General features: G+C 72.6%; 22 protein-coding genes, 1 tRNA gene and 1 other RNA gene. 18 read left to right on the plus strand and 6 right to left on the minus strand.

Annotated elements, in window-relative coordinates; all coding sequences use genetic code 11:
• The first annotated feature begins 135 nt into the window (after positions 1-135).
• Entirely contained in the window at positions 136-792 is a 657-nt protein-coding gene (locus tag ABD994_RS22150) for a hypothetical protein (protein WP_345420240.1), read from the plus strand.
• Positions 793-874: 82 nt separating this feature from the next.
• Here ABD994_RS22150 and ABD994_RS22155 read toward each other — a convergent pair.
• Positions 875-959 (minus strand) — tRNA-Ser (locus tag ABD994_RS22155).
• Between the two features lie 74 nt (positions 960-1,033).
• Here ABD994_RS22155 and ffs point away from each other — a divergent pair.
• Together ffs and ABD994_RS22165 are read left to right on the plus strand one after the other, a co-directional pair.
• An RNA gene (ffs, locus tag ABD994_RS22160) (signal recognition particle sRNA small type) lies at positions 1,034-1,128 on the plus strand.
• Between the two features lie 78 nt (positions 1,129-1,206).
• Positions 1,207-3,264, plus strand: coding sequence for a DNA polymerase III subunit gamma and tau (locus ABD994_RS22165; RefSeq protein ID WP_345420243.1), 2,058 nt, complete (start codon positions 1,207-1,209; stop codon positions 3,262-3,264).
• Positions 3,265-3,270: 6 nt separating this feature from the next.
• Here ABD994_RS22165 and ABD994_RS22170 read toward each other — a convergent pair whose 3' ends face one another.
• Complete coding sequence (locus tag ABD994_RS22170) at positions 3,271-5,079, minus strand: alpha/beta fold hydrolase (RefSeq protein WP_345420246.1); 1,809 nt, start codon at positions 5,077-5,079, stop codon at positions 3,271-3,273.
• 52 nt (positions 5,080-5,131) lie between these two features.
• On the opposite strand from ABD994_RS22170, the gene ABD994_RS22175 reads away from it, so the two are divergent.
• Both ABD994_RS22175 and recR read left to right on the plus strand, forming a co-directional pair.
• On the plus strand, positions 5,132-5,485 hold the full coding sequence (locus tag ABD994_RS22175) for a YbaB/EbfC family nucleoid-associated protein (RefSeq protein WP_345420249.1): 354 nt from the start codon (positions 5,132-5,134) through the stop codon (positions 5,483-5,485).
• 6 nt (positions 5,486-5,491) lie between these two features.
• Complete coding sequence (recR, locus tag ABD994_RS22180) at positions 5,492-6,100, plus strand: recombination mediator RecR (protein ID WP_345420252.1); 609 nt, start codon at positions 5,492-5,494, stop codon at positions 6,098-6,100.
• Here recR and ABD994_RS22185 read toward each other — a convergent pair.
• Positions 6,097-6,291: a hypothetical protein gene (locus tag ABD994_RS22185; RefSeq protein WP_345420255.1), complete on the minus strand. Its 195-nt coding sequence runs from the start codon at positions 6,289-6,291 to the stop codon at positions 6,097-6,099. The two genes, recR and ABD994_RS22185, sit on opposite strands and share 4 nt — an antisense overlap.
• Before the next feature lie 179 nt (positions 6,292-6,470).
• Between ABD994_RS22185 and ABD994_RS22190 the strand changes: the two genes are divergently transcribed.
• The 3 genes from ABD994_RS22190 to ABD994_RS22200 all read left to right on the plus strand — a co-directional run bounded on the left by ABD994_RS22190 (position 6,471) and on the right by ABD994_RS22200 (position 7,992).
• On the plus strand, positions 6,471-7,433 hold the full coding sequence (locus ABD994_RS22190) for a helix-turn-helix domain-containing protein (RefSeq protein ID WP_345420258.1): 963 nt from the start codon (positions 6,471-6,473) through the stop codon (positions 7,431-7,433).
• A 116-nt stretch (positions 7,434-7,549) separates the two neighbouring features.
• Positions 7,550-7,735, plus strand: a complete 186-nt coding sequence (locus ABD994_RS22195; RefSeq protein ID WP_345420324.1) for a DUF397 domain-containing protein — start codon at positions 7,550-7,552, stop codon at positions 7,733-7,735.
• Between the two features lie 56 nt (positions 7,736-7,791).
• Positions 7,792-7,992, plus strand: a complete 201-nt coding sequence (locus tag ABD994_RS22200) for a DUF397 domain-containing protein (protein ID WP_345420261.1) — start codon at positions 7,792-7,794, stop codon at positions 7,990-7,992.
• 302 nt (positions 7,993-8,294) lie between these two features.
• Here the strand turns inward: ABD994_RS22200 and leuA are convergent, their stop codons facing one another.
• On the minus strand, positions 8,295-10,106 hold the full coding sequence (gene leuA / locus ABD994_RS22205; protein WP_345420264.1) for a 2-isopropylmalate synthase: 1,812 nt from the start codon (positions 10,104-10,106) through the stop codon (positions 8,295-8,297).
• A 313-nt stretch (positions 10,107-10,419) separates the two neighbouring features.
• On the opposite strand from leuA, the gene ABD994_RS22210 reads away from it, so the two are divergent.
• The 6 genes from ABD994_RS22210 to ABD994_RS22235 all read left to right on the plus strand — a co-directional run bounded on the left by ABD994_RS22210 (position 10,420) and on the right by ABD994_RS22235 (position 15,888).
• The gene (locus tag ABD994_RS22210) at positions 10,420-10,779 is read left to right on the plus strand and encodes a hypothetical protein (RefSeq protein WP_345420267.1); all 360 of its coding nucleotides are present in this window, start codon (positions 10,420-10,422) and stop codon (positions 10,777-10,779) included.
• Between the two features lie 91 nt (positions 10,780-10,870).
• Entirely contained in the window at positions 10,871-12,136 is a 1,266-nt protein-coding gene (locus ABD994_RS22215; protein WP_345420270.1) for an aspartate kinase, read from the plus strand.
• A 1-nt stretch (position 12,137) separates the two neighbouring features.
• A complete protein-coding gene (locus ABD994_RS22220) occupies positions 12,138-13,190 on the plus strand; it encodes an aspartate-semialdehyde dehydrogenase (protein WP_345420273.1) in 1,053 nt (350 codons plus the stop codon).
• A 124-nt stretch (positions 13,191-13,314) separates the two neighbouring features.
• Positions 13,315-13,806, plus strand: coding sequence for a Fur family transcriptional regulator (locus ABD994_RS22225; RefSeq protein ID WP_345420327.1), 492 nt, complete (start codon positions 13,315-13,317; stop codon positions 13,804-13,806).
• 3 nt (positions 13,807-13,809) lie between these two features.
• A complete protein-coding gene (locus ABD994_RS22230; RefSeq protein ID WP_345420276.1) occupies positions 13,810-15,291 on the plus strand; it encodes a catalase in 1,482 nt (493 codons plus the stop codon).
• 120 nt (positions 15,292-15,411) lie between these two features.
• Complete coding sequence (locus tag ABD994_RS22235; RefSeq protein ID WP_345420279.1) at positions 15,412-15,888, plus strand: Dps family protein; 477 nt, start codon at positions 15,412-15,414, stop codon at positions 15,886-15,888.
• 111 nt (positions 15,889-15,999) lie between these two features.
• Here the strand turns inward: ABD994_RS22235 and ABD994_RS22240 are convergent, their stop codons facing one another.
• Positions 16,000-17,859, minus strand: a complete 1,860-nt coding sequence (locus tag ABD994_RS22240; RefSeq protein ID WP_345420282.1) for a S9 family peptidase — start codon at positions 17,857-17,859, stop codon at positions 16,000-16,002.
• An 81-nt stretch (positions 17,860-17,940) separates the two neighbouring features.
• Here ABD994_RS22240 and ABD994_RS22245 point away from each other — a divergent pair, with 81 nt between their 5' ends.
• From ABD994_RS22245 to ABD994_RS22255, 3 genes are read left to right on the plus strand one after another with little or no spacing between them, the layout of a single operon-like run.
• Entirely contained in the window at positions 17,941-18,741 is an 801-nt protein-coding gene (locus ABD994_RS22245) for an SAM-dependent methyltransferase (RefSeq protein ID WP_345420285.1), read from the plus strand.
• Positions 18,742-18,748: 7 nt separating this feature from the next.
• A complete protein-coding gene (locus ABD994_RS22250; protein WP_345420288.1) occupies positions 18,749-19,480 on the plus strand; it encodes an enoyl-CoA hydratase in 732 nt (243 codons plus the stop codon).
• A gap of 23 nt (positions 19,481-19,503) precedes the next feature.
• Positions 19,504-20,745 carry a glycosyltransferase 87 family protein gene (locus ABD994_RS22255; RefSeq protein ID WP_345420291.1) on the plus strand — a complete coding sequence of 414 codons (1,242 nt, stop codon included), beginning with the start codon at positions 19,504-19,506 and terminating at the stop codon, positions 20,743-20,745.
• On the opposite strand, the gene ABD994_RS22260 is transcribed toward ABD994_RS22255, so the two are convergent.
• On the minus strand, positions 20,740-21,435 hold the full coding sequence (locus ABD994_RS22260) for a helix-turn-helix transcriptional regulator (RefSeq protein WP_345420294.1): 696 nt from the start codon (positions 21,433-21,435) through the stop codon (positions 20,740-20,742). The genes ABD994_RS22255 and ABD994_RS22260 overlap by 6 nt on opposite strands.
• Positions 21,436-21,632: 197 nt before the next feature.
• Here ABD994_RS22260 and ABD994_RS22265 point away from each other — a divergent pair, with 197 nt between their 5' ends.
• Positions 21,633-22,286, plus strand: a complete 654-nt coding sequence (locus tag ABD994_RS22265; RefSeq protein ID WP_345420297.1) for a cysteine hydrolase family protein — start codon at positions 21,633-21,635, stop codon at positions 22,284-22,286.
• Positions 22,287-22,312: the final 26 nt, after the last annotated feature.

Consider the following 22,312-nt stretch of genomic DNA (forward strand, 5'->3'; position numbering starts at 1 on the left):
TCGGCGTGACTCCGCGTCGATGCCCGCGCGTCCCGCGTGTCGACCATGCCCGTCGGGCACCACGGCCCGGTCCCCGACCGCCCTCGACCCGACGGGCGCGGTCCACGCACTTCCCCAGCAGAACGGAGGAGCGCGATGATCGCCGACGCTCAGCGCCCGGCCCCGACCCTGTCCGAGGCCCTGGCGCACCTCCTCGACGACGTGTTCCGCATCTGCCGCGACGCGGTCGACGGCGAGCGCCGCCTCGCGGTCTCCCTGGCCCGCGCGGCCGCCCCGGTCCTCGACGGCCCCGGCCGGGTGGGCGGGAGGCTCGTCGGCCGGGCGGAGCGGCTCTCGGTCACCGTGCTGGCCCGTCGCCGCGCGCCCGGCCCGGGCGACGCGCCCGTCGTCACCGGGCTCGAGCTCCCCGGTGACGACCGGGACGACCCGGTCGACGCGGACGAGCCGGAGCCCGACACCGACCCGGGCCCGCCGCCGGCGCCCGTCGAGGACATCGACGAGGACATCGACGAGGAGCTCGACGAGGACCGCGATGACCTGGAGGACGAGGACGTCGCGGAGGTGCCCGACGTGCCCGAGGTGCCCGACGTGCCCGACGTCGCGGAGCTCGACGCCGGCGACCTCCCCGAGCCGGACACCGGGCCCGGGGCGCCCGAGCCCTACGAGGACGGGGACCGTAGGGACGGCCGACCCGGACGTCGTGCCGGGACGCGACGAGCGGGCGCCGGCCGGCCGGGGAAGGTGCGGGCGGGCAGCGGGGCGTCCGCGAACGGCCGGGAGGTCGGACGCTGATCAGTAGCGCTGATCAATGGCGCTGATCGGCGGTGTCGCCTCGACGATCGTCGGGGCGACACCGCCGGTGCTGATCAGCGGGCGGAGGATACGGGATTCGAACCCGTGAGGAGTCTCCCCCAACACGATTTCCAATCGTGCGCCTTAGGCCGCTCGGCCAATCCTCCGCGGGACAGCGTACAACCCGGGGCGCCACCGACCCGGGGGCCGGGGGCCGTGCGGCATCTCCGTTAGAGTGGGCCCCGGACCCCGCGCGGCGTCCATCCTGTGAACTCCCCCAGGGCCGGAAGGCAGCAAGGGTCAGCGGGCTCTGGCGGGTGCGCGGGGTCCCCTTTCTCCCCTGCTCGGCGTGTCGGCCCCGCCGCGTAGCCTCGCTCTCGTGGCCGGGACACGAAGCGCAGCGGAGCTGGACCGATGAGTCTGGCGCTCTACCGCAGGTACCGGCCGGCGACGTTCGCCGAGGTCGTCGGGCAGGAGCACGTCACCGATCCCCTGCGCACGGCGCTGTCGGCGGGCCGGATCAACCACGCGTACCTCTTCTCCGGGCCCCGCGGCTGCGGCAAGACCTCCAGCGCCCGCATCCTGGCGCGCTCGCTGAACTGCGAGCAGGGCCCGACGCCCGATCCCTGCGGGGTCTGCGAGTCCTGCATCGCGCTCGCGCCCAACGGTCCCGGCTCGCTCGACGTCACCGAGATGGACGCGGCCAGCCACAACGGCGTCGACGACGCCCGCGAGCTGCGCGACCGCGCGCACTTCGCGCCGGTGAGCTCGCGCTACCGGGTCTTCATCATCGACGAGGCGCACATGGTCACCACGGCGGCGTTCAACGCGCTGCTCAAGGTGGTCGAGGAGCCGCCGGACCACCTGATCTTCATCTTCGCCACCACCGAGCCGGACAAGGTGCTCACCACCATCCGCTCGCGCACGCACCACTACCCGTTCCGCCTGCTGCCGCCGAGCACGCTGCGCGGCCTGCTCGAGCGCATCTGCACCGAGGAGGGCGTCACGGTCGAGCCGGCGGTCTACCCGCTGGTGGTCCGGGCAGGCGGGGGCTCGGCGCGCGACTCGCTCTCGGTGCTCGACCAGCTGCTCGCCGGCGCCGACGACGCCGGCGTCACCTACGCCCACGCCGTCGGCCTGCTCGGGGTCACCGACGTCGCGATCCTCGACGACGTCGTCGACGCGCTCGGCGCCCAGGACGGGCCGGCGGTGTTCGGCGCCGTCGACCGTCTCGTCGAGGCCGGGCACGATCCGCGCCGCTTCGCCGCGGACCTCCTGCAGCGCCTGCGCGACCTCATCCTCGTGCAGGCCGTGCCGGACGCCGCCGACCGCGGGCTGGTCGACGTTCCCGCCGACGAGATGGAGCGCATGGTCGACCAGGCCGCCCGCCTGGGCCCGGCCGCGCTCGCCCGCTACGCCGAGCTGGTGCACACCGCGCTCACCGAGATGCGCGGGGCCACGGCGCCGCGGCTGCTGCTCGAGCTGGTGTGCGCGCGGATGCTGCTGCCCGCGGCGTCGTCGGAGGACGCCGCCATGGTGCAGCGTCTCGAGGGCGTCGAGCGGCGGCTGGCCCTGGGCGCGTCGGGGGCGCCCGCGGCCGCGCCCGCCGACGGCGACGCGTCCCGCTTCACGCGACCCTCGCAGCGCTCCGGCGACGGCGAGAGCGCGGCCCCGCCGCGGGCGAGCGACCTCGACGCCACCATCGCCCCGCCCACCGACCGCCCGACGGCCACGGTCGAGGCGCGCGACGACCCACCCCGCGACGTCCCGCCGGCCCGTCCGGAGCCGACCCCGCGGCCGGAGCCCCCGGCGCAGCCGCAGCCGGCGCCGGAGCCGGCACGCCCGGCCGCCGGCGCCATGGACGCGGCCGGACTGCGGCGGGTGTGGCCGGAGGTCATGAACCAGGTCCGCGAGCGCAACAAGCCCACCCACGCGCTGCTGCAGAACGCGACGGTCACGGCCGTCGAGGGCACCACGGTCACGCTCGGCATGCCGACGCCGCCGCTGGCGCGCCAGCTCTCCCAGCCCAACCGCGCCGACCACGTCGCCGCGGCGCTGGGAGCCGTGCTGTCGGGGCAGTGGCGGGTGGAGGCGGTGCACGGCACGGGCGGCGAGGCCGCGGCCCCGGCGCGTCCGGAGCCGGCACGCCAGCGCCCGGAGCCGCCGCGGCGCCCGGAGCGGCCCCGCCGCGAGGAGCCCCAGCAGCGGCCCCCCGAGCCGCCGCGGGAGCAGGGGCGTGACGCCGGGCCCCGCGAGATCCGGCGGCCGAGCCGCCCCGCCCCCGAGCCGTCGGACGTCCCGCCCCCGCCCGAGCCGCCGCCCGAGGATGGCGACGTGACGGAGGAGGACATGTACAACGAGGCCGCCGCCGACCCGGGCGGCGCCGCCGGCGGGGTGCGCGTCGACCCGGAGGAGGCGGCGATGGAGCTGCTGACCTCGCAGCTCGGCGCGCGGCGGGTCGACGGCCGCTGACGTGGTTCAGGCCAGGGCCCGGCCCAGGAACGCGACGGCGCGCGGGTAGGCGTCGAGCCGGTTGGCGCGCTTGGCCAGCCCGTGGCCCTCGTCGTCGTAGACCACCATCTCGACCTCGACGCCGTTGGCGCGCACCGCGGCCGCGACCTGCTCGGCCTCCGAGAGCGGCACCCGCGGGTCGTTGGCGCCGTGGATGACGAACAGCGGCGCCCGCACGTCGCCGATGCGGTTCAGCGGTGAGGCGCGCTCGAGGAACTCGCGGTCGCGCTCCAGCGAGCCGTACTCGCGCTCGCGGTGCGCGCGCCGGTAGGGCGAGGTGTTCTCGAGGAACGTCACCAGCGACGAGATGCCGACGATGTCGACGCCCGCGGCCCACAGCTGCGGCTGGAACGCCAGGCCCGCGAGCACCATGTAGCCGCCGTAGGACCCGCCCCACAGCGCCGAGCGCGCCGGGTCGAGCCCCAGCCGGGGCAGGTGGGTGTGCAGGGCGGCGAGGTCCGCCACCGAGTCCAGGCGCCGCTCGACGTCGTCGAGCGAGTACCAGCGCTTCCCGTAGCCCACCGACCCGCGGACGTTCGGCACCAGCACGGTGTGCCCGTCGCCGACCAGCGCCTGCACGACCGCCGAGAACGAGCGCACCGACTGCCCCTCGGGCCCGCCGTGCACGATCACCACGCTCGAGCCCGACGGCTCTGGCGGCGCGTAGACGAAGCAGGGCACGGTCTCGCCGTCCGGGGTCGGGACGCCGTGGCTGGTGGGGTCGACGAGGTCCAGATCCGCGAGCGGTTCGCGCGAGGAGGCGACGACGCCCGCGCGGCCGCGCTCGGCGTCGACGAGCAGGACGTCGGCGGGGGTGGCGGGGTCGGTCCAGGTGATCGCGAGCCCGGTCCCGTCGGGCGACCAGCGCGGGAGCGTGAGGAAGTCCGCGACGCCCGCGCGCAGCTCCGCGGGCAGGGCGACGTCCCGCAGGAACGTGCCGTCGGCGTCGTGGATCGCGAGGCGGCTGGCGCCGTCGTCGTCGGTGACGACGAGCAGCCGGCGCCCGTCGGGGGACAGGCGGGCGGTGACGTCGTGCGCGTCGTCGGTGACGAGCCAGGTCAGGTGCCCGGTGGCGACGTCGAGGGCGGCGACGCCGAGGTGGTCGCGCCCGGAGTCGCTGGTGACGATCGCCGTCTCGCCGCCGGGCAGCCACTCCAGGCCGCCGTAGCGGGCGTGCTCGCCGGCGTCGGTGAGCTCGGTCGTGGTGTCGCCGACCAGCAGCAGCACCTGCGAGCTCAGCGCCGGGCGGCCGGGCCGCGTCATCAGCGCGCGGGTGCCCTCGTGACTCACCGTGGCACCGCCGACCATCCCGCCGCCGTCGTAGAGGACGGTCTCGGTGCCGTCGGCGAGGCGGTGGACGACGAGGTCGAAGTCGACGCCGTTGCGGCGGTTGGTCGTGTAGACGACCTCGCCGGTCGGCAGCACCTCGACCAGGCCGTGGATGTGGTCGGGGTCGCGGACGAGCGGGGTCAGCTCGTCCTCCCCGAGCGGCGCGGTCACGGCGTCCGGGTCGAGCAGGGAGAGCTGGGCGCGCTCGTTGCCGCCGGCGTCGTGGGAGACGACCACCCGCCTCGAGCCGGGGACGTAGCGCCCGCTGACCGCGCCCGGCAGGGCCGTCAGGGGCACCCGCGCACCGTCGGGGCGCAGCTCGACGAGCTGGACCGAACCGGACGCGTCGTGCCCGGCGAGGATGCGTCCCTCGGCGTCCACGTCGAAGGCGCGCCAGGTGGTGGCGTCGAGCAGGCGGTGCAGCAGGGTGCTGTGGGTCGGGTCCATCGGGGCCCAGCGTGCCCGGTCGGCCCGTCGGGGGCGCGGTTAGGCTGGCGGTATGCAACCCGGCGGGAACCACGAAGGCATGGACATGGGCGCGCTGCTGCAGCAGGCCCAGGCGATGCAGGAGCAGCTGATGTCCGCCCAGGCCGAGCTGGCCGAGGCCGAGGTGACGGGGCAGGCGGGCAACGGACTGGTCACCGTCACGCAGACGGCCACCGGTGAGATCCGCTCCGTGAAGATCGACCCCAAGGTCGTCGACCCCGACGACGTCGAGACGCTGCAGGACCTGGTCGTCGGCGCGATCGCCGACGCCGCCCACGCCGCCGCGGAGCTCCAGGCGGAGAAGATGGGCCCGCTCGCCGGCGGTCTCGGGGACATGGGCGGCGGGCTGGGCCTGCCCGGTCAGTAAGCCGGCATGTTCGAGGGGCCGGTCCAGGACCTCATCGACGAGCTGGGCCGCTTGCCCGGCATCGGGCCCAAGAGCGCCCAGCGGATCGCGTTCCACCTCCTCGGCACCGAGGAGGCCGACGTGACGCGTCTGCAGGAGGCCTTGCAGAAGGTCAAGGTCGGCGTCGTGTTCTGCGACGTCTGCGGCAACGTCTCCGAGCAGCCGCGCTGCCGCATCTGCAGCGACGCCCGCCGCGACGCGACGCTCGTCTGCGTCGTCGAGGAGCCCAAGGACGTCGTCGCGGTGGAGCGGACCCGCGAGTTCCGCGGGCGGTACCACGTGCTGGGCGGCGCGCTCGACCCGTTGTCGGGGATCGGCCCGGACCAGCTGCGGGTCCGCGAGCTCCTCACCCGCATCGGCGGCGTGGCGGACGAGCCGGAGATCAGCGAGGTCATCCTGGCCATGGATCCGAACACCGAGGGCGAGGCGACGGCCACCTACCTCGTGCGACTCCTGCGCGACTTCCCGGGCCTGACCGTCACCAAGCTGGCGTCGGGCCTGCCGATGGGCGGCGACCTGGAGTTCGCCGACGAGCTCACGCTCGGCCGCGCCCTCGCAGGTCGCCGCGCCTTCTAGTCCTCGTCCGGGTCACGGCTGCCCCGCCTGGCCTCTTCGAGCCTGCGACGGCCGCGCCGGTACTCCTCGAGATCCAGCCGGTGCACGCGGCGGCGGGTCGCTTCACGGTGGATCGAGATGCCGATGAGCATCCCGAGGACGAACAGCGCCCAGAAGACGACCACCGCAACGATGATCGTCATCGCGGTCACGTCGGCCCGCGGACGGTCCCGCGACGGCGCCCTCGGCGCGCGTTCCTCGATCCGGTCATGGGGTCGTGCCTCCTCCCGGTCGCTGTGGTCGGGAGGACTGAGGATTGCCCGTCCCCCCTCGATGAGAGTGCGCTACGTCATGTCCTCGCACAAGTGGCTTGTGCAATTGCACGGTGTAGATGCGTGACGGGATCGCTCCAGAGGAGCTACCCTCCTCGCGGAGGAGGGCTGAGGGGGGCGGCATGGCAACCGCAGGCATCGGAGGATCGTCGATGACCTGGACCCCAGGTCCGATCGTCACCCGCCGCCGGCTCGGCGGTGAGCTCAAGCGGCTGCGTGAGAGTCGTGGTTACAAGCTCGAGGAGGTCGCTCGCAGCCTCGAGTGCTCGCCGTCAAAGGTGAGCCGGCTCGAGAACGGCAAGGGCATCCCGCGGACGCGAGACATCCGGGATCTCCTCGATCTCTACGAGGTGTCCGACGACGCGACGCGCACCCTGCTCCTGGACTGGTCGAAGACCGGTCAGGCGCGCATGTGGTGGCAGGACTACAGCGACGTCCTGCCACCAGTGATGGCCACATACGTCGAACTAGAGTGGGATGCCTACAGGATCACGGCGTACGAGCCCTACGTCGTGCATGGACTCCTGCAGACAGAGGACTACGCACGTGAGGTGCTCAAGGTTTTCCTAAGCGCAGCCACATCAGACCAGGCGATCGAGCGCCTGGTTGACGTTCGGATGCGACGCCAGAGAGCGCTGCACTCTGACCATGGCCTGACGTTCGAGTGCGTCCTTGACGAGTCGACGCTGCACCGGGTCGTCGGCTCCCCCAGCGTGCAGCGCGCACAGGTCGAGCGTCTGATTGCGATAGCCGAAGCCGAGCACGTCGATGTCCGGATTCGACCCCTGTCCGCTCGCCTGGTGCCGTCAGGTCTCGACTCCTTCGCCAAGCTCCAGTACGACGGGTTCGCCGACGACATGATCTACATCGAGTCTCCCGGCACTGTCGGCGAACTTGTCGACGACCCGGTGGGGCTCGCGGAGCGCAGCGCCGACCTTGAACTGCTTCGGGCAGGAGCTCTATCTGAGCAGGCCTCCGTTCCGCTGATGAAAGAGGCCGTTCGGCGCTTGAACATGCTCTGAACGGGTTGCCTGCTGCGTCCTTCTGGCAGTGCGCGACACTCTTGTGCTCTCAGGGGCTCTGTTGGGAGAGCCCCACCGTTGGGAAGGGGTTCTTCGTGATCGTCCGCACCAGCAGCATGTGCAGCACCGGTAGCTGTGTGGGCGTTGCGTTCGGGCCCGACTGCGTTCAGGTAGTCGACACGAAGGCTGATGACGGACCCACGCTCAGCTTCACGCCAGCTGAGTGGTCCGCGTTCGTGGCCGGGGTGAAGGCCGGGGAGTTCGACCTGTCGTCGCAGTCGCCTGTGTCTCACGAGGGTTGAAATCCGCGCGCCCGTTCGGTGCGGTGTAGGCGGGACCGCCGAACGGAGCCGCATCGATGCGCGACGATCATGACTACCTGGTCAGCAGCTTCTGCGCGGGAGGAAACTGCGTCGGGATGGCCGCGACACCGGATGGCGTCGAACTGGTCGACCTCGCAGATGGAGCGGCCGGACGACTTCGGGTCGGACGCGAGGCTTGGGCGGCGTTCGTGGCCGGTGTCAAGGCGGGCGAGTTCGACCTGCCGGACGGCGGCTGAGCAGCAAGATCCGGAACGCTGGAGCATCCGCTCCGCTGAGCGGAACGCACGCTCCACAGGCTGAGATCTTGCTGGCGTCATCGTCCTTCCGTGACGGATTCCGCGCGCGTGCGGCACTCCGTCACCGAACTCGCGATCACCGGGCCTCGGTGACGAACCCCGCGCCCAGCGCGGGGTTCGCCACCCAACTCGCCGGTGCGGCCGAGGGAGCCCGTCGATCCCGACAGCGAGGTCCGCGCTCCACGACCCGACCTGTCCGGTGACGAACCCCGCGCTCAGCGCGGGGTTCGCCACCAAAGTCGTCAGCGCATCGCGCGATTGACCGCCGACACGACGGCCTTGAGCGACGCCGTGAGGATCGAGCCGTCGATCCCGACGCCCCAGACCTCGACGTCACCGACGGCCGCCTCGACGTAGGCGGCCGCGCGGGCGTCGTCGCCGGCGGACATGGCGTGCTCGGCGTAGTCGAGGACGCGGACGTCGTACCCGACGGTCGCGAGCGCGTCGACGAACGCGGCGATCGGGCCGTTGCCGACGCCGGTGACCTCGTGCAGGTCGCCCTCGACCTTCAGGGTCGCCGACAGCTCGGCCTTGCCGTCGTCGTGGGTCGACACCCGCGAGCTGACGAGCTCGAGGGGCACCCGGCGCTGCAGGTACTCCTCGACGAAGATGTCGTTCATCTCCTTCGCGGAGACCTCGCCACCCTCGGTGTCGGTCTGCTCCTGCACGCGGCGGGAGAATTCGATCTGCAGGCGCCGGGGCAGCTCGAGCCCGTGCTCGACCTTCATCAGGTACGCGACGCCGCCCTTGCCCGACTGCGAGTTCACGCGGATGACGGCCTCGTAGGTGCGGCCGACGTCCTTCGGGTCGATGGGCAGGTACGGGACCTCCCACGGATGGTCGTCGACCGCGTGCCCGGCCTCGGACGCCTCGGACGCCATCGCCTGCAGGCCCTTGTTGATCGCGTCCTGGTGCGAGCCGGAGAAGGCGGTGAACACGAGGTCGCCGCCCCAGGGGTGGCGCTCGCCGACGGGCAGCTGGTTGCAGAACTCGACGGTGCGGCGGACCTCGTCGATGTCCGAGAAGTCGATCTGCGGATCGATGCCCTGGCTGAAGAGGTTCATGCCCAGCGTCACCAGACAGACGTTGCCGGTGCGCTCGCCGTTGCCGAACAGGCAGCCCTCGACGCGGTCGGCGCCGGCCTGGACGCCCAGCTCGGCGGCGGCGACGCCGGTGCCCCGGTCGTTGTGCGGGTGCAGCGACAGGATGATCGCGTCGCGCCGGGCCAGGTTGCGGTGCATCCACTCGATGGAGTCCGCGTAGACGTTCGGGGTCGCCATCTCCACCGTCGCCGGCAGGTTGACGATCATCGGGCGATCGGGCGTCGGCTCCCAGACGTCACCGACGGCGTCGACGATCTCCTTGGCGTAGGACAGCTCGGTGCCGGTGTAGGACTCCGGCGAGTACTGGAAGCGCCAGTCGGTGCCGGGGCGCTTCTCGGCCTCCTCGCGGACCAGCTTCGCGCCGTCCGTCGCGATCTTCGTGATGCCGTCGCGGTCGGAGCGGAACACGACGCGACGCTGCAGGATCGACGTCGAGTTGTAGAGGTGGACGACGGCGGAGTGCGCGCCCTCCAGGGACTCGAACGTCCGCGTGATCAGCTCGGGACGCGCCTGGGTCAGGACCTGGATCCGGACGTCCGACGGGATCGCGTCCTGCTCGATGATCTCGCGGACGAAGTCGAAGTCGGTCTGCGACGCGGCGGGGAAGCCGACCTCGATCTCCTTGTAGCCCATGCGTACGAGCAGGTCGAACATGCGGCGCTTGCGCGCCGGCGACATCGGGTCGATCAGCGCCTGGTTGCCGTCGCGCAGGTCGACCGCGCCCCACAGCGGCGCCTTGTCGATGACCCTGTCGGGCCACGTCCGGTCGGGCAGCGAGATCTTCTCGACGACGTCGGCGAAGGGCTTGTAGCGGTGGACCGGCATGCGGCTGGGGCGCTGGGTGTTCCACGCCGCCTGATCGGCCGGGATGTCGCCGTCGGGATGGACGACGGTCGAGCGGATGTCGGCGATCGGCTGATCGGTGATCGAACTGCCGGAGGTGGTGCTCATGGGTGTCGCGCTCCTGGTGACCGTGCAGCACTGCGGGGATGGCGACCGGCAGCGCGCATCACCCGCGGCGAGGGGCCGGTCGGTTCAGACCCCGCCGCGGCGGCGAAGGAGCAGGCCGTGGAGGAGGCCCGCGGGCGCGTGGAACATCGACGTCCACGGTAGACCCGCCCGGCGCCCGCCCGGTACCCCGGACCCCCGTCAGGACCCGCCCCAGGGGCTCGACAAGGGCCGTGAGCTGCGCCGACGAGGTGGCGGTGACCCAGGTCGCAGGCCTGGCTACCGACGAGTTACCGGCCATGCCATGATGACCCGCATGGCGCAGGATGCGAGCACGGATACCTCCGAAGAGCGGCGTTCGCACACCGGAGAAGACCTGCGTGCGCTCACCCGCAAGGTCCTGACCGTTGCCGCCTCGGTGATCCGCATCCTCACGGTCGTCTTCGCGGCGATCCTGGTGATCCACGTGATCCTCGCCGTCGCGGGCGCGAACCCGGCCAACGGCATCACGATCTTCTTCAGCGACCTCGCCAACAACCTCACGCTGGGCATCGGCGACCTCTTCCTGCCGGCCAGCGAGTCCCTCAAGATCATCTTGAACTTCGGGCTCGCCGCCGTGGTCTGGATCGTCATCGGGATCGTCGTCTCGAAGCTGCTCAACGCCATCGCGCCGTAGCACGCGGGCGTGCGCCAGCGCACGTCGTGACCCCGCCCGCCTCGGATAGGGTCGGACCCGCAATCCGGCCAGCAGGTGGAGGTCTCTCGCGGTGGCACTCGTCGTCCAGAAGTACGGCGGCTCGTCCGTCCAGGACGCGGAGCGGATCCGCCGGGTGGCCGAGCGGATCCTGCGCACCGGCAAGGACGGCAACGACGTCGTCGTGGTCGCGTCCGCGATGGGCGACACCACCGACGAGCTGACCGACCTCGCGCTCGCCGTGCACCCGAGTCCGCCGCCGCGCGAGCTCGACATGCTCCTGACCTCGGGCGAGCGGATCTCCAACGCGCTGCTGGCGATGGCGATCAACGCCCAGGGCGGGCGGGCGCGGTCGTTCACCGGCTCGCAGGCCGGCATGATCACCACGGGCAAGCACGGCGACGCCCGGATCGTCGACGTCACGCCCGGGCGCATCCACGCCGCCCTCGCCGAGGACCACATCGCGCTCGTCGCGGGGTTCCAGGGCGTCAGCGCGGACTCGAAGGAGATCACGACGCTCGGCCGCGGCGGGTCGGACACGACCGCGGTGGCCATGGCGGCCGCGATGAAGGCCGACGTCTGCGAGATCTACACCGACGTCGACGGCGTGTACTCGGCCGACCCGCGCATCGTCCCCGACGCGAAGCTGCTCGAGACCATCACCTACGAGGAGATGCTCGAGATGGCCGCGTGCGGGGCCAAGGTGCTGCACCTGCGCGCGGTCGAGTACGCGCGCCGCGAGAACGTGCCCCTGCGGGTGCGCTCGTCGTACAACGACAAGCCCGGCACGACGATCGTCGGGTCCATCGAGGAGCTCAGCGTGGAACAGGCGGTCCTCACCGGCGTGGCGCACGACCGGTCCGAGGCGAAGGTGACCGTGGTCGGCGTGCCCGACCAGCCCGGCTTCGCGGCGCGCATCTTCCGCGCTGTCGCCGACGTCGAGGTCAACATCGACATGGTGCTGCAGAACGTCTCGCACCTGAAGACGGGCAAGACCGACGTCACCTTCACGCTGCCCGTCAAGGACGGCCCGCGGGCGGTCGACGCCCTGCGCGCGGTGCAGGACGAGGTCGGCCACGAGGACGTCATCTACGACGAGCACGTCGGCAAGGTGACGCTGGTGGGGGCGGGCATGCGCAGCCACCCGGGCGTCACGGCGACGTTCTGCGAGTCGCTGGCGCAGGCCGGCGTGAACATCGAGATGATGAACACCTCGGAGATCCGCATCTCCGCGCTCATGCGCGAGGCCCAGCTCGACGACGCGGTCCGCGCGCTGCACGCCGCCTTCGATCTCGGGGGCGACGAGGTGGCCGTGGTGCACGCGGGAACGGGGCGCTGACGTGACGACGCTCGCCATCGTCGGGGCGACCGGTGCGGTCGGCTCCGTCATGATCGACATCATCGACGCGCGCGAGAGCGTGCCGTGGAGCGAGATCCGGCTCATCGCGTCGCCCCGCTCGGCCGGCCGCCGGCTGCGGGTGCGCGGGGAGGAGATCGAGGTCGTCGCGCTGTCGCCCGAGGCGTTCGACGGCGTCGACATCGCCATGTTCGACGTCCCGGACGCGGTCAGTGCCGAGTGGGCGCCGGTCGCGGTGTCGCGCGGCGCCATCGCCGTCGACAACTCCGGCGCGTTCCGCATGGACCCCGAGGTCCCGCTGGTGGTGCCAGAGGTCAACGCCGAGCAGGCGCACACCCGGCCCAAGGGCATCGTCTCCAACCCGAACTGCACGACGTTGTCGATGATGGCGGCGCTCGGTGCCCTGCACCGCGCCTTCGGGCTGCGTGAGCTGGTCGTCGCCAGCTACCAGGCGGCGTCCGGCGCGGGCCAGGAAGGGATCGACCGCCTGCAGGCGGAGATCTCCGCCGTCGCGGGCAAGGGCGTCGGGCACCGCCGCGGCGACGTCGCCGAGGCGATCGCGGCCGCCGGGCTGCCGGTCGACTCGCCCTTCAACGCCCCCCTGGCGATGAACGTCGTGCCGTTCGCGGGATCGCTGCGCGACGGGGGCTGGACCTCCGAGGAGCTCAAGGTCCGCAACGAGTCGCGGAAGATCCTGGGGCTGCCGGACCTGCGGGTGTCGGCGACGTGCGTCCGCGTGCCGGTGGTCACGACGCACTCGATCGCCGTGCACGCGACCTTCGCGAACGACGTCGACGTGGCAGGAGCCCACCAGGTGTTCGCTGCGCAGCCGTCGATCGTGCTGGTCGACGACCCGGAGTCGAAGCGCTTCCCGACGCCGATCGACGTCGTCGGCGAGGACCCGACCTACGTCGGCCGCGTGCGCCAGGCGCTGGACTTCCCGAACACCCTCGACTTCTTCGTGTGCGGCGACAACCTGCGCAAGGGCGCGGCGCTGAACACCTACGAGATCGCCGAGGAGCTCGTCCGGGCCTGAGGCCCGTTTTCTTGACTCGTTCCAGTCTCGGTGGCACCGTGAGGTCATCATGACTTCACCGACCGGCGACCAGGGCGACGTCGTCACGCCCGGCGTCGTCCCGGTGCCCGATCCGCGTCACCACGTGGCCGACCCGCGCGGTCGGCTGCGTGCCGCCGGGCTGCGCGTCACCGCGCCGCGGCAGGCCGTCCTGGGCGTGCTGGGCGAGCACCCGCACTCCACGGCCGAGGCCGTGGCCGCCGCGGTGCGCGGCCGGCTCGGGTCGGTGTCCACCCAGGCCGTGTACGACGTCCTCGCCGCGTGCGTGGACGCCGGTCTGGTCCGCCGCATCGAGCCCGCGGGCTCGGCCGCGCGCTATGAGACGCGCACCGGCGACAACCACCACCACGTGGTCTGCCGGTCCTGCGGGGCGACCGCCGATGTCGACTGCGTCGTCGGCGAGGCACCGTGCCTGCACCCCTCCGCCGACGGCGGCTTCGACATCGACGAGGCCGAGGTCGTCTTCTGGGGCACCTGTCCGGCCTGCCGGGCCGTGAGAACGGGTAGCCCTCCGGATCGGCGGGACTCGATCGTGCCCGCCACCGTGATGCACGAGAGCGTCCACGAAGAGAGGTAGTCCGTGACCTCCCACCACACCCACGCCACCGACGACGCCGGGATCCCGGCGCCGAGCCACGAGTTCTCCGCGACGGTCGGGACCGACGGCCCCCTGGTGCTCCAGGACCACTACCTGATCGAGCAGATGGCGAACTTCAACCGCGAGCGCATCCCGGAGCGCCAGCCGCACGCCAAGGGCAGCGGCGCGTTCGGGAGGTTCGAGGTCACGCAGGACGTCTCGGCGTACACGAAGGCCGCGGTCTTCCAGCCCGGCGAGGTCACCGAGGGCATCATCCGGTTCTCCACCGTCGCCGGCGAGCGCGGGAGCCCCGACACCTGGCGCGACCCGCGCGGCTTCTCGCTGAAGCTGTGGACCCGCGAGGGCAACTGGGACATGGTCGGCAACAACACGCCGGTCTTCTTCATCCGCGACCCCATGAAGTTCCAGAACTTCATCCGGTCGCAGAAGCGGCTGGCCCGCAACGGCCTGCGCGACCACGACATGCAGTGGGACTTCTGGACCCTGTCGCCCGAGTCGAAGCACCAGGTCACGTGGCTCATGGGCGACCGCGGGATCCCGAAGGACTGGCGCCACATGAACGGCTACTCGAGCCACACCTACATGTGGATCAACGCCGCCGGCGAGGAGTTCTGGGTCAAGTACCACTTCATCTCGGACCAGGGCGTCGAGTGCCTGACCGAGGACGAGGCCACCCGGATCGCCGGTGAGGACTCCGACTACCACCAGCGCGACCTCTACGAGGCCATCGAGCGCGGGGAGTTCCCGAGCTGGACCCTGAAGGTGCAGATCATGCCCTTCGAGGACGCCAAGACCTACCGGTTCAACCCGTTCGACCTGACCAAGGTGTGGCCGCACAGCGACTACCCCCTGCAGGAGGTCGGGAAGCTGACGCTGAACCGGAACCCGGAGGACTACCACACGGAGATCGAGCAGGTCGCGTTCGAGCCGAACAACCAGCCGCCCGGGCTGGGGCTCTCGCCGGACAAGATGCTGCTGGCCCGCGGGTTCTCCTACGCGGACGCCCACCGCGCCCGCCTCGGGGTGAACTACAAGCAGATCCCGGTCAACTCGCCGCAGGGCACCGAGGCCCACCCGTACACGGTCGCCGGCGCCATGCGCACCGTGAACGCGAAGGACCCGGTGTACGCGCCCAACACCAAGGGCGCCCCGCAGACGACCGAGACGGTCCAGCCGCCGACCTGGTACTCCGACGGCCAGATCCAGCGCGCGGCCTACGTGCCGCACGCCGAGGACTCGGACGAGGGCCAGGCCCGCACGATGATGCTCGAGGTGTGGGACGACGCGGCCCGCGACCGGTTCGTCGAGAACGTTTCGGGCCACCTGTCGAAGGGCGTCGGTGACGACGTCCTGGCCCGCGCGTTCGACTACTGGAAGTCGATCGACCAGACGATGGGCGAGCGCGTCGAGGCGCGCGTGCGCGAGCTCACCGGCAAGGAGCAGAAGGTGCTCTCGCAAAGCTGATCCCTCCCGCGACGCGGCCCGTCCCACCGAGGTGGGGCGGGCCGCGTCGTGTTTGCCGACGGGTGTGGCGGGCACCCGTAGAATGGAACCGTTCCAGATACGGAGCGAAGGAGGAGCACCATGGCCACCACGCCGATCACCAGCCCGCTCTCCGACGACGCCCAGCAGACCGTCGGGGCGGTCCTCCAGGACAGCCTGGCCGACTACGTCGACCTGTCCCTGACCGCCAAGCAGTGGCACTGGAACGTCGTCGGCAGCACCTTCCGCGAGGCGCACCTGCACCTCGACGAGCTGGTCGACCTCGCGCGCGGCTACGCCGACGAGGTCGCGGAGCGCGCGGCCACTCTCGGCGTCTCGCCCGACGGGCGCGCCGAGACGGTCGCCAAGAGCAGCGGCCTCCCCACCACCGACGAGGGGTGGCGCAAGGTCGAGGACGTCAACCAGGCGGTCGTGCAGGCCCTTGAGACGCTGATCGCCCGCATGCGCGAGCGCATCGCGGCCACCGAGGAGCCCGACCCGGTGACCCAGGACCTGCTCATCGCGCAGACCGCGAAGCTCGAGGAGGCCCACTGGATGTGGCAGGCCAAGACGGCCTGAGCCCGTCCGGGGCAAGGGGCGCGGCCGAACGCCGCCGACCCGAGAACACGAACGGCGCTTTCGCTGCTTCCGTCGCAGCGGAAGCGCCGTTCGTTCGTCCAGGGGTGGGGGTCAGGCCGGGACGGGCAGGCCGAGGGCGCGGCGAGCGAAGGCGATCTCCGCGACGGTGTGCTGCAGCGTCTCGGCGACGACGAGCGAGCCGTGGCCGGCGTCGTAGCGCACCATCGCGTACTCGCGGCCGCGCTCGGCCAGCGCCTCGAGGTAGTTGTCGATCTGGCGGATGGGGCAGCGCGGATCGTTCTCCCCGGCCAGCACCAGCACCGGCGCGCGGACGGCGTCGACGTACGTGAGCGGGGACGCCCCGGTGTAGCGGTCCGGCACCTCCTCGGGCGAGCCGCCGAACAGCGAGCGGTCGAAGGCGCGCAGGGGCTCCATCTCGTCCTCGTACGCCGCGAGGTAGTCGGCCACGGGCACGCCGGCACAGCCGACGGCCCAGCGCTCCGGCTGGAGGCCCAGGCCCAGCAGGGTGAGGTAGCCGCCCCACGACCAGCCCTCGAGCACGCACGCCTCCGGGTCGGCGAGCCCGGTCGTCACGGCCCACTCGTGCACGGCCGCGACGTCCTCGAGCTCCGTGGTGCCGGGGCGTCCCTCGATCGCGTCGCGCCAGGCCGAGCCGTAGCCCGACGAGCCGCGGTAGTTGACGTGCACCACGGCGAAGCCGGCGTCGACCCAGACCGCGCGCACCGGCGACCAGCGGTCCTCGTCCGCCGCCTGCGGTCCGCCGTGGATCATGAAGACCGTCGGGACCGGGCCCGTCGTGCCCGCCGGGCGGGTCCACAGCGCGTGCACCGCGCCGCCCGGGCCGTCCACCCAGGCGTCCTCGAGCGCCACCGACGGCTCGGGGCGGTCGCCGGGTGGGACGAGCAGCTCGGTGTCGGTGCCGTCGGGGCGCAGCGCCCGCACGGACGACGGGTACGCCGCCGACGACCAGCCGTACTCGACGGTGCCGTCGGGGCGGACCTCCGCGCCGCCGACCGAGCCGGCCGCCGTCGGCAGGTCCTCGAGCTCCCCGCTCGCGAGGTCGTAGCGGTGCAGCGTCGTGCGCCCGGCCCGCGTGTGCGCGACGAGCAGCGCCGACGCGTCCGGGTAGAAGCCGCCCGAGAGGTCGCCGGGCAGGTCGATGGGCAGCTCGGTCTCGGTGTCGGTGGCCAGGTCCCAGATCAGCAGCTCGTCGCGGCCGCGGCGCTCGTGGCCGACGAGCAGGCGCTGGTCGCCCTCGACGGGCGCGAACTCGATCGGGTCGAGGCCCTTGCCGTCCCCGTCGTGGCGCTCGCCCACCGTCTCGGCGTCCGCCAGGCGCAGCACCCGGATCGCGGGGTGGCGCGAGTCGCCGTGCTCGGCGTGGGAGATCGCGAGCAGGGTCTCGTCGCGCGAGAGCGCACCGATGCCCGCGTCCTCGGTGTGGGTGTAGACGACGCGGGCCGGGCGGCCGTCGTCGCTGACGGCGAGCGTCGAGCCGTCGTCGGTGGACCAGCCGACCGCGACCGTGCGCCGGCCCAGCGCGAGCCCCGCCGGGTAGCCGGGCGCCGCACCCTCGACGGCAGGCACCGCCTCGGCGTCGGCGTCGCCGTCGAAGGGCTCCCGGACCCAGACGCCGAACTCGTCGCCGTCGGTGTCGTCGAACCACCAGATCGCCGTGCCGTCGGTGCTCGCGGCCCCGCCGCGGGTGCCCTGCGGGCGGTCGGTGACGCGACGGTGGGAGTCGCTCTCGCGGTCCCAGGCGTAGATCTCCCAGGTCCCGGTGGCGTTGGACGAGTAGACGCTGTGGTGCGGGGCGTCCCGGGCCCAGTCGGGTACCGAGACACGGGCGGCGGTGAAGCGGCCACGCCAGCGAGCCTCGACGGCGGGGTCGACGAACAGGGAGGCGGGGATGTCCGGCACCGGGTCGGGTCGGCGGGTCGTCGAGGTCATGCCTGGATCCTGCCCGAACCGGAGCGTCCCGCCGCGTGGGCGGCGGCCCGTGGGTGAGGATGACCGGCGGGGGGATGCCGCGTGACCGACGAGATCGATCCGGAGGAGACGCCGCCGAACGTGGCGCGCGTGTTCGACCACTACCTCGGAGGGACGGAGAACACCGAGGTCGACCGCGAGTTCGCCGCCGAGGTCGACGAGATCCTGCCCGCGATGGGCGCGCTGTGCCGGGGACACCGGCGCTTCTCGGCGAGCGTCGTCGACCACTGGTCCGCCCTCGGGGTCGACCAGTTCCTGGAGCTGGGGTCGGGCATCCCGACGGTGGACCACGTCCACGTGCGGGCGCGGCGGGTGCAGCCCGGCGCGCAGGTCGTCTACGTCGACTGGGACGCCGTCACGGTCGCGCACGCCCGGCGCCTCGTCGCCGACGACGACGGCGTCGCGGTGCTGCACGCGGACGCCGGCGACCCGGCGCGTGTCCTGGCGTCGCCGGAGGTGCGCTCGGTGCTCGACCTCGACCGGCCGGTCGGGGTGCTCGCCGTGGGCGTCCTGCACTACGTGTCGGACGCCCGCGCGGCCGCGGCGGTCCCCGCATACCTCGACGGCCTCGCCCCCGGCAGCCGGCTCGCCGTCTCGCACCTGACCGGGACGGGACGCCCCGACATCCACACCTGGGCGACGTTCAACCACGGTGGCTGGAGCTACGCGCCGCACCTGCGCGATCCCGCGGACATGGCGTCCTGGCTCGAGGGACGCGAGCTCACCGGCCCGGGCTGGGCGTGCGCGGTCGCCTGGGCCCCGACCGGACCCGTTCCGGGTGCCGACGAGACCCGCAGCGGACTCTGGGGTGTGGTCGCGAGGGACGTCCGCGGGCGGGGATGATCGCCCCGTGATCGGGACCCGGCGCCACGACGCCCACGTGCACGAGATCCGGATCGACCGCACGGAGCGGCGCAACGCGCTCGACACGGTCCACTGCCGTGACCTGCACGCGGCCGTCGACGGGGCCGTCGCCGACGGGGCGCGCGTGCTGCTGCTGTCCGGCGAGGGCACCGCGTTCTGCTCCGGAGCCGACCTCGACACCGTCGGCGACCCGGACTTCCTCGCCGCCCTGTACGGGATGCTCCACCGGCTCACCGAGATCCCGGTGCCCGTCGTCGCCGCCGTGCACGGGCCCGCGATCGGCGCCGGCACGCAGCTCGCCCTGGCCGCCGACCTGCGCGTCGTCGACACCCAGGGCGTCTTCGGCCTGCCGACCGCCGCCCTCGGGCTGGCCGTCGACCCCTGGACGGTGCGGCGGCTGGCGCTGGTGGCGGGCGGCGGGCCGGCGCGGCGGATGCTCCTGGCCTGCGAGCGCCTCGACCACGACGCGGCCCGGGACGCCGGCCTCGTGGACCGCGTCGGCGACCGGGACACGGCGCTGGCCTGGGCGACCGAGATCGCGGCCCTCGCGCCGCTCACGCTCGCCTACAACAAGCTCGCCGTCGCCCGCCTCCTCGAGGACGCCCCGGTGCCCGCCGAGGTCGCCGCGGCGTTCGACGCCTGCTGGGCGAGCGAGGACCTCGCCGAGGGTCGGCGAGCGCGGGAGGAGAAGCGGGCGCCGGTGTTCCGGGGACGCTGAGAGGCAGGAGGGGGGAGGAGACCGTGGCCGCGAGGATCACCGCCGGACGTGTGGCGCTCGCCGCCGTCGCCGCGTGCGCGCTCGGCCTGACGGCGTTCCTGACGGCGGTCCGCGGCGTCCAGTACGTCGGCGCGATCGGGCGGGCCAACGGCACCCTCTACGACTTCGGCATCTTCTACCGGTCGGCCGTCGCCTTCTGGCGGGGGACGGCGATCTACCCGCCGGGGCAGCCCAACTTCTCGCCGCCGATCGCGGTCGTCCTCCTGTCCCCGATCGCGGGGGCGCCCGCGGTCGTGGCCTACCGGGTGTTCGTCGCGGTCTCCCTGGTCGTGCTGGTCGCCGCCCTCGTGTGGACGGCCGTGGCGGTGCACTCCCGCACCGGCGGGGCGGTGGCCGGCGTGGTCGCGCTGCTGGCCACACCGGCCCTGGCCGCCACGCTCGGGCAGGGCCAGGTCTACGCGCTGCTCGCCGCCGGCCTCGCCACCGCGTGGGTGCTCGACCGCGCCGACCACCAGCGGGGCGCCGGGATCGCGCTCGGCATCGTCGTGGCCTGCAAGCCGGTGCTGGCGCCCGTCCTGCTGTGGCCGCTGGTGCGTGGCCGGCGGCGCGAGCTCGTCGCCGCGCTCGTGACGACCGCGGCGGCCACGCTGGCCGGGGCGGCGCTCGTCGGGCCGGCGCAGACGCTGCGCTACGTGCGTGTGGCGCTCGGCGGCTACCCCGCCCACGACGTCGACAACGCCTCGTTGCTAACGACCGGCATCCGTCTGGTCACTCCCGGCCGGGAGATCCCGCCGCTGGTCGACGCGCCGGGGCTCGGCTGGATCGCCGGCGTCGTCGTGGTGGCGCTGCTGACCGTCACGGTGGTGCGGGCCGGGCGTCACGAGCTCGGGCTGTGGGCCCTCGTCGCCGCCTCGCTGCTCGCGTCACCCCTGGCGTGGCGCGGCTACCTGGTCGTGCTCTACCCGGGAGTGATCGTCCTGCTCGCGACGGCGCGCACCCGCCTGCTCGGGGCGTTCCTCGTCGCGTTGCTGCTGGTCCCGCACTCGCTGCCCTCGTTGTGGTCCGACCGGGCGTCGACGGGCTACATCACCGCGACGCTGCTCGGACCGCTCGTGCTCCTCGCGACGTGGGCCGCGTTCACCGAGGCCGCGTCACGCCCGGGCGAGATGGCGGGCGATCAGTCGTCGTCGCCCGGCGCCCGGCGCGCCCGCGGGGAGCAGCGCGCGCCGGTCGTCCGGGGACCCAGCGCGCTCCCCGACTCATGATGCGTCGTCGCCTGCCGGCTCGACCAGCCCGAGGGCGACGGCTCGGACCGCGGCCTGGACGCGGTTCGTGGTGCGCAGCTTGCGCAGGATGTGCTCGACATGGGTGGCCACCGTCCGGCGGCTGACCCAGAGCGCGGCCGCGATCTCGGTGTTGCTCAGCCCATCGCACAGGTGGTGGAGGACCTCCAGCTCCCTCGCGGAGAGGGTCGTCCCCCGTCGACGGCGGTCGGCGGCCGCCAGGGGGATCACGGTGCGACGTGCCATGGCGAGTGCCCCGAGCGTGGCCGGCGTGACCAGGCCCTCGTCCAGACTCACGTGCAGGCTGCCGAACGGCTGTCCGCGAGCGTCGTCGAGCACCATCGACGAACCCTGACGGAACCCTGACGGGATCAGGTATCCGGCCGCTACGGGGCTGCGGCGGAATCCCGGGAGCGTGTCCCAGTGGAGAATGTCCGACGGACGCGAGGCGACCAGTCGGAAACTCGGATCCCTGGGGAGGAATTCGTCGACGACATACGTCACGACCTCGCGGCCGTAACCTCGACTCGCGACCTCGACCTGCCGTCCGCGCACCGGATCGTGCGTCGTGACCAGCGCTGCGGAGTACGGGACCTGTCGGTGCAGGGTGTCGAGGAAGGACTCGACGCGGCGCTGGACCGCACGCGGGCCGCTCTGGGTGCGCTCGTCCACGCCCACCTCCGGATGCCGCCTGACCAGCGATGCTAGCGAGGCGCTGGTGGCATGGGGAGGGCAGCGCCATCGGTCACCTGACCGATCTGCGGTCGAGTATCGGTCAGCAGACCGATATCCGACCGGTGCGGGGCCTCCCTACCGTCGGGTCGAGCCTGCGGCGGTGGACGCGGGACGGCCTGTGGATCGGAGGAATGGTGGCGGCTCTCGAGGGCAAGGAACTGGTGGACGACAGCATCGTCTTCGTCGTCGACATGATCAAGGACTTCCTGGACCCCGGGGAGGAGTTCGTGATCGACGAGGGACGGTCGATGTACGAGGGACTCGCCTCGTTGCTCACCTTCGCGCGTGAACAGCGCATCCCGATCGTGCACTCGGCGTCGCAGGGGATGAACAATTCCCTCTACGAGGACCACTGGTGGCAGATCCGCGAGCGGGTGTCGTGCCAGGAGGGCAGCCCGACGGTCGACGTGGTCGACGCGCTCCGTCCAGCCGCCTACAGCGACCACGAGATCTACATCCCGAAGAGCAAGTACAGCCCGTTCTACGGCACGCGCCTCGACACGTACCTGCGGAACCCGCCCTTCCTCGGTCGCAACACGATCATCGTCACCGGGATGGCCACGAACTTCTGCTGCTTCTGCACGTCGAGCGACGCCTTCAACCGGGACTACCGGGTCCTCTTCGTCGACGACCTCAACTGCACCTTCCCCGGTATCGACGGGACGCCAGCGGACGTCATGCACCGCATCACGGTGGAGACCCTCAAGCAGGGCTACGTCGAGGAGGTCGTCACGGCCCGGGACGTGATGGCCAGGCTGACCCGCGCGGCCGAACCGGCACTCGTGTGACACACGCCCGCGCCCACGGTGCCCGA

Source organism: Actinomycetospora chlora (assembly GCF_039542135.1).
GTDB classification, from domain to species: Bacteria; Actinomycetota; Actinomycetes; order Mycobacteriales; family Pseudonocardiaceae; genus Actinomycetospora; species Actinomycetospora chlora.